5 protein-coding genes are annotated in these 6,539 nt (G+C 69.0%); 2 read left to right on the top strand and 3 right to left on the bottom strand.

The window, feature by feature from the left end:
* Positions 1–968 (top strand): MBL fold metallo-hydrolase (locus tag I71_RS31785; protein ID WP_244434180.1); only part of this gene is annotated, 968 nt, incomplete at its 5' end.
* 19 nt (positions 969–987) lie between these two features.
* On the opposite strand, the gene I71_RS31780 is transcribed toward I71_RS31785, so the two are convergent.
* The 3 genes from I71_RS31780 to I71_RS31770 all read right to left on the bottom strand — a co-directional run bounded on the left by I71_RS31780 (position 988) and on the right by I71_RS31770 (position 5,522).
* Positions 988–1,872, bottom strand: coding sequence for a DMT family transporter (locus I71_RS31780; protein ID WP_042703739.1), 885 nt, complete (start codon positions 1,870–1,872; stop codon positions 988–990).
* Between the two features lie 22 nt (positions 1,873–1,894).
* On the bottom strand, positions 1,895–4,468 hold the full coding sequence (locus I71_RS31775; RefSeq protein ID WP_244434179.1) for a cation:proton antiporter: 2,574 nt from the start codon (positions 4,466–4,468) through the stop codon (positions 1,895–1,897).
* Between the two features lie 139 nt (positions 4,469–4,607).
* Complete coding sequence (locus I71_RS31770) at positions 4,608–5,522, bottom strand: LysR substrate-binding domain-containing protein (RefSeq protein ID WP_042703737.1); 915 nt, start codon at positions 5,520–5,522, stop codon at positions 4,608–4,610.
* Between the two features lie 163 nt (positions 5,523–5,685).
* Here I71_RS31770 and I71_RS35380 point away from each other — a divergent pair.
* A partial coding sequence (locus I71_RS35380; RefSeq protein ID WP_199902306.1) for a hypothetical protein occupies positions 5,686–6,539 on the top strand: 854 nt, incomplete at its 3' end.

The following is a 6,539-nucleotide window of genomic DNA, read 5'->3' as shown; positions in this document are numbered from 1 at the left end:
CTGGCCGCTGTTCTCAGCGCCGGCTGAAAGCCGACACCCAACCGAGGACATCGACGATGATCACACGCAGGGACATCCTTGCCACCGCCGCGCACGCCCTGACGCTGGCCGGGGCCGCGACCCTTCTGGCTCCGGCCGGCGGGCTTGCCGCAACGGCGGCACCGCTGAGCTGGCGGGCGTTCCCCGCCGGGGAGGGCGGTTTCTTCCGCGCTCCGGTCCTGCTGTCCGGCAGCCGCGAAGCGATCCTGATCGACGGCGGCTTTACCCTGTCCGACGGCAAGGCGCTGGCAGAGGCCATCAAGGCGACCGGCAAGACGCTGACCACCATCTATGTCAGCCAGAGCGATCCCGATTACTATTTCGGCCTGGGGCCGGTGAAGGCGGCCTTCCCCAACGCCCGCGTCATCGCCACCTCCGCCGCCGTCGCGGCGATCAAGGGCACTGTCGAGAAGAAGCTGGCGGTCTGGGGCCCGAAGCTCAAGGAGAACGGTCCGCAGACCCTGGCGGATGTGGTGATGCCGCAGCCGTTCGACGGCGCCGCCCTGACGCTGGACGGCCAGACCATCGAGATCGTCGACGCCCAGGGGCTGCCGAACCGCCGTCACCTCTGGGTGCCGTCGCTGCAGGCGGTCTTCGGCGGAGTGCTGGTGTTCTCCGGCCTTCATGTCTGGACCGCCGACACCGCGACGGCTGAGGCGCGCGCCGCCTGGGTGAAGGCGCTCGACGCCATGGCCGTCCGCAATCCGGCGGTGGTGGTCGCCGGTCACGCCGCACCGGGAGCCGCGCCCGATGCAGCCGCCATCGCCTACACCAAGACCTATCTTCTGGCCTTCGAGGAGGAGTTTGCCAAGGCGAAGACCAGTGCCGATCTGATCGCCGCCATGACGCGGCACTATCCCGACGCCGGGATGGGCATCGCGCTCGACATCGGCGCCAAGGTGGCGCTGGGCGAGATGAAGTGGGGCTGAGGCCCCGCACACTCCCGCCTCACTTCCTGTTCACCAGCGCCACGCCGCAGACCGCGACCGCCATGCCGGCCAGGGCGGTGACGCCCAGCTTTTCGCCGAACAGCATCCAGGCAACGAGCGCCGTCACCGGCGGGGTCAAATAGAACAGGCTGGCGACCTTGGCCGCCGCCCCGCGGCGGATCAGGGCGAACAGCAGGAAGATGGCGCCGACCGACAGCACGAAGCAAAGCCACAGCAGGGCGAAGACGAACTCTCCCGTCCACTGCACCTGCATGGTCTCGGTCATCGGGGCGATTGCCGCCAGGGCGACGGCGGTGGCGGCATATTGGATGGCGGTGCCGCTGCGCAAATCCATGCCGCCGCCGTGGCGCTTCTGGTACAGCGTGCCCAGCGTGATCCCGACCAGCGCCGCCACGGCATAGCCGATGCCGATCATGTGCTCGGCGTCGACCGACAGCTTCTCCCGCACCACCAGCCCGACGCCGGCAAGGCCCAGCAGCAGCCCCGCCCATTGCCGGCCGCTGACCCGTTCGCCCAGCAGCGGGCCGGACAGGGCTGCTGTCAGCAGCGGCTGGATGCCGACGATCAGGGCGGTGACGCCGGCCGGCAGCCCATGGGCGATGGCGAGGAAGACGCCGCTGAGATAGACACCATGCACCAGCAGACCGGCCAGCGCGATCCGCCCGGCCGTTGCCCAGTCCCTGGGCCAGGGCGCCCGGCTCGCCAGGGCCACCAGCGCCAGCACCACGGCGACCAGCCCCAGACGGAGCAGCAGGAAGGTCAGCGGCTCCACATAGGGCAGCCCGTATTTGGCGCCGATGAAGCCGGTGCTCCACAGCAGCACGAAAAGACCCGGCATCAGGCGCAGCCAGGTCTGGCCGCCGCCCGTCGTGGTCTCACCCATCGACTGTCCCTTCCCCGTCCGGTCAGCTCACCGCCGGAACGGCCGGAGACGACTGGGTCGGCTGGCGGCGCGCTTCGGCGACCGCCTGGATGTGGGACTGCAAATCCGCGTCCTTCTGCACCAGCCGGCGGAAATCCTTCTCATCCAGCACCAGCAATTGGCAATAGCCCAGCGCCCGCACGTCTGCATTGCGCCGCTGGCGGGACAGGAGCGCCATCTCGCCGAAGAAGTCGCCGGTGCCCAGCTTGACCGGTTCGGCCAGCATCGGCACCAGCACCTCCACGGCACCCGAGGCGATGAAGAACATGGCGTCGCCGCGGTCGCCCCGGCGCACGATGGTCTCTCCCGGCAGGGCCAGCTGGGCGTGCAGCAGCGTGGCGATGGTCGCCACCCGCTCCGACGGCAGGCCGGCGAACAGCGGCACACGGCGCACCAGCTCGGCCACGTCGAAGCGGACATCCAGCTTCGGCAGCCGTTCCAGCGCCCGGCGGCGCTGTTCCAGGTCGCGCTCCAGGTCGGTCAGAACCTCCTGGCTGATGATCGATTCGGCATGCATCGCGCGGTATTCGGCATGCTCCAGCCGCAGGGCGGCGCGGCCGACATAGCGGCTCTGCAGCACCACCGCATAGTCGGGATATTGCAGCTTCAGTGCCGACAACGCCTGTTCGACGATGCCCAGCCGGCCGACCAGCATGCCTTCCAGCTCGCACGCCACCTCCTGGCCGAGGACGCGGGCCAGCCGGTCGCGGGTGAAGGCCAGCAGTTCGCGCAGCACGGTGCGGACGGCCACCAGCACCTCGAACCGCATCGACAGGCGCCGGGCCAGCGGGCGGTGGATGCCGAAGCGGCGCTGGAGCCAGCTTGCCATCCGCATCCAGGGGGAGAAGGCGATGAACGGCTCCTCGAAGGCGCGATAGCCGTTGCGGCCCTGGCTCTTCACCGCGTCGAGCAGGCGCCCGCTGCGGCCGGACAGCATCTCCATCACCCCGCGCGACACCACCCCTTCGGAGAAGTGGGCGTAATAGAGTTCTTCCTCGCGGTTCACCAGGATGACGAGGCCGATGGTGATGCGGTCCTCGCCGGTCAACTGGGCATCTTCCTGGCTATCGCGGTCGATCTGCTTCAGCCGCTCCTCGTAGCGGGCGATCATCACGTCCTTGACGGCGCCATCGACCTCATAGGTCTTGGCGACGGCGGAGACGCGGTCGCGGATGCTGTCGGTGGACAGGGCCAGCGCGCGGTTGCGCATGGCGCGTTCCACCGGCGTCAGCTCGTCGAGCTTCAACACGCGGATCAGCCAGCGCAGCGTGGTTCCGTTGACGAACAGGGTGACGAAGACGAAGCCGGTGACCATCACCGCGACGAAGCTCTGGACCCGGTCGGGCACGCGGAAATTCTCGGTCACCGCCAGGGCCAGCGTCAGCGACACCGCCCCCCGCATGCCGCCCCACAGCATCACCGCCTTGTAGGAAATGCTGACCTTCTGCGCCAGCCCGGCCCAGGACAGCACCGGCAGCAGGCCGAACAGCACGACTGCCCGCGCCGCGAAGGCCGCCAGCACCACCACCACCACCAGCCCGACCTCCGCCCAGCCGGCATCTGCCATCAGTCGCGGCACCAGGATGGCGGTCAGCAGGAAGATCATGGAGTTGGCCCAGAAGCCCAGCTGCTGCCAGACATGTTCCATGGCGCCCCAGGTGGCGGGGGAGATGCGGGTGCGTCCGACCGAACCGATCACCAACGCCGAGGTCACCACCGCCACCACGCCCGATGCGCCGACATAATGCTCGGCCAGCACATAGGACAGATAGGCCAGCGCCACCGTCAGCGTGATCTCCGCCATCGGCTGGTTGCGCACCGGCTCCACCAGCATGCAGACGATGCGGCCGCAGACATAGCCGGTGACGACGCCGCCGGCGAAATCGCGCAGGAAGTCCAGTGCCGCCGCCCCCGCGCCGCCATGGGAGGTGCGTGTCAGCATGTCGAGCAGCAGGGTGAACAGCGCGATGGCCGCGGCGTCGTTCAGCAGGCTTTCGCCTTCGACCAGCGTGGTCAGCCGTCTTGGCGCGCCCAGGTCGCGGAAGATGCCGATCACCGCCGCCGGGTCGGTGGAGGCGACGATGGCGCCCAGCAGCAGGCAGGCGACCAGCGGCATCGGCGTGAACAGGTTGACGGCATAGCCGACGGCGAAGGTGCAGACGAACACCGCCACCACCGCCATCAGCAGGATCGGCCCCAGATCGTCGAACAGCCGCCGCACGTCGACCGCCAGCGCCGTCTCGAACAGCAGGATCGGCAGGAAGACGTGCAGCAGCACATCGGACGAGACGTCCAGCTCGGCCAGCGAATTCAGGAAGTCATGCAGGGGATCCTTGCCCGGTCCGGCGAAGGTCTGGATCACCGCACCCAGGGCCACGCCGACGCCGGCCAGCAGCACCGTGTAGGGCATCTGGAAGCGGGCGGCGAGCGGCGGCAGGAAACTGACGAGGGCGAGGAGCCCGGCGACGCCGAGGACTTGAATGACGATGTCGTGCATGTTTCCACGGAACGGCTGCGGCGTGGGCTGCACGGTATCGCCGCACTGTGGCAGGAGCAAGACCGGGAACCACGCAGTGCTGCGGCAAAAAATGGTGCGCAGCGATGCGCTGCCCATGAGCAGGAGGGCTATTCCGCTTTCCGTACTCCGGCCCCACTTGTTCCGGTTCGGCCTCTTCCGGCCGTCCGCTTCCCGGCCCTCAGCGCCAGCCGCCGTCCCGCGTCAGGTCGGTGAGGATCCCGGACAGGATGGCGTGGGTGGCGCGGGCGGCTGCCGACATCGGCCGGCTGGCGGCATGGGCCAACAGGATGGTCCGGTCGATCTGTGGATCGGCGATGGGCAGGCCGGTCAGCCGCTCCGCCGTCCCGCCGTGGCGGGCCACGCGGTCGGACAGCACGGTATAGCCACAGCCTTCCGCCACAAGCGCCTTGATCTGCTCCAGCGCGTCGATCTCCATCGCCACGGTGACGTTTGCCCGCGCCAGCAGGGCGGCATGCTCCACCTCCTCGCGCACGCCGTGCGGCCGGCCGGGCAGGATCAACGGCAGGGCCAGCGCCTCGGCGAAGGGAATGGCACTGCGGCCGCGCAGCAGCGGATCGTCGGCCGGTCCGACCAGATGCAGTTTCTCCTGTGCCACCAGTTGGGTCTCCAGCCCGCCCATCTCGCGGGTGCCGAACACCAGCGCGAGGTCGAGCTGCCCCGACAGCACCCATTCCAGCATATGGCCGGACAGCCCCTCGACCACCCGCAGGCGGATCTGCGGATGGGTGCGCCGCACCGCCAATGCCAGCGGCACGGTCAGCACCGGCCCCAGCGAGGTCGGGATGCCGACAGTCGCCGGACCTGCCGGCACCGCCTCCACCGCGCGCACCTCGTCACGCAGCCCGTCCATCTGTTCGATCAGCATCGCCGCCCGCTGCGCCAGCCGCCGCCCGCTTTCGGTCGGCACCACGCCGCGCGCCGTGCGCAGGACGAGCTGGCAGCCGAAATCCTCTTCCAGCCGCTTCAGATGCAGGCTGAGCGCCGGCTGCGCCACCCGCAGGGCGTCGGCCGCGCGGGAGATCGAGCCATGTTCGACGATCCCCAGGAAATAGCGAAGCTGCCGCACGTCCATATCGCCGCAACCCGTGCAGTCCATATCGGGACGCTATGAAAGAGGCCCCGAAGATCGCGTGTCAATATGAGTTGTGCCTATCGCCGTCCATTTGATCGTACGCGTAATGGTTTAGACTAACCCGGCGAACGGCAAGCCGGAACCCAGACGCGGAGTCCAGCCCATGGTTATTGTGCCAATGGTTTTGGAGCCGATCCATCTGCCGGAGGAGGGGCCGGAATGGATGCGGCGCCATCCCGAGTTTCCGGCGATGCTCGCGGAGTTCTGCGCCGGGCTGGTCGCTCCGCTGCGTGGGCAGCGGCTGATGATCAAGCTGTTCGGCCAGCGGGCGCCGACCGAGATCGCCGGGTGGATCGTGTCGATGCACGCAACCGCCCGGACGCCGGAGGAGCGGCCGACCCTGACCCGTCTACAGGAGCGCCTGCCCGGCACGCGGCAGACCGCCGCCTTCGTCGCCCTGCTGCGCGGATTTGGCATCGTCCAGACCGAACGCGATCCTGGCGACGGCCGCATCCGCTATCTGGTCCCCGGCCCGGTCATCCTGGATGGCCTGCGTGACTGGCTGGCCCTGCATCTCGCCTGCCATCGCCGGCTGGCCGGCGGCGGGGATGCGGGAGAGAGGTTGCGCCGAGACCGCGGTTTCTATGACCGGGTGCTGTGCGAATGCGCGGTCCTGCTCGACCCGCGCCACCGGGCGCTGCTGCGCTTTCCCGAACTGGCATGGCTCGACGAGCATGACAGTGGCCTCTATCTGGCCCTGACGCTGGCAGAGCGTGGTCTGACGCAGGAGGGGGCCGGTGGCTGGGTGGAGGCGTCGGCCAGCGAGCTTGCCGGGCTGCTGGGGGTGTCGCGATCCCACATTCGCAACCTGATCAACGCGATGGAGCTGCGCGGGCTGGTCCGTCAGGACGAGCGCCGTCGCAGACTATTTCCGACGCCGCACTTCACCGAGCTGGTGAACGCTGGGTCTGCCATCAGGTCGACGGCATCCCGGCGGCGGTGCGCCGGGCTGAACGG

Source organism: Azospirillum sp. B506 (assembly GCF_000333595.1).
GTDB lineage: Bacteria > Pseudomonadota > Alphaproteobacteria > Azospirillales > Azospirillaceae > Azospirillum.
Note: the sequence above shows the minus strand (reverse complement) of the source record. Positions and strands in the feature narration are given on the sequence as shown.

Coding starts and splice junctions, on each gene's coding strand:
- I71_RS31770 (WP_042703737.1), bottom strand. CDS start 5,522: ATGGACGTGCGGCAGCTTCGCTATTTCCTGGGGATCGTCGAACATGGC.
- I71_RS31780 (WP_042703739.1), bottom strand. CDS start 1,872: ATGGGTGAGACCACGACGGGCGGCGGCCAGACCTGGCTGCGCCTGATG.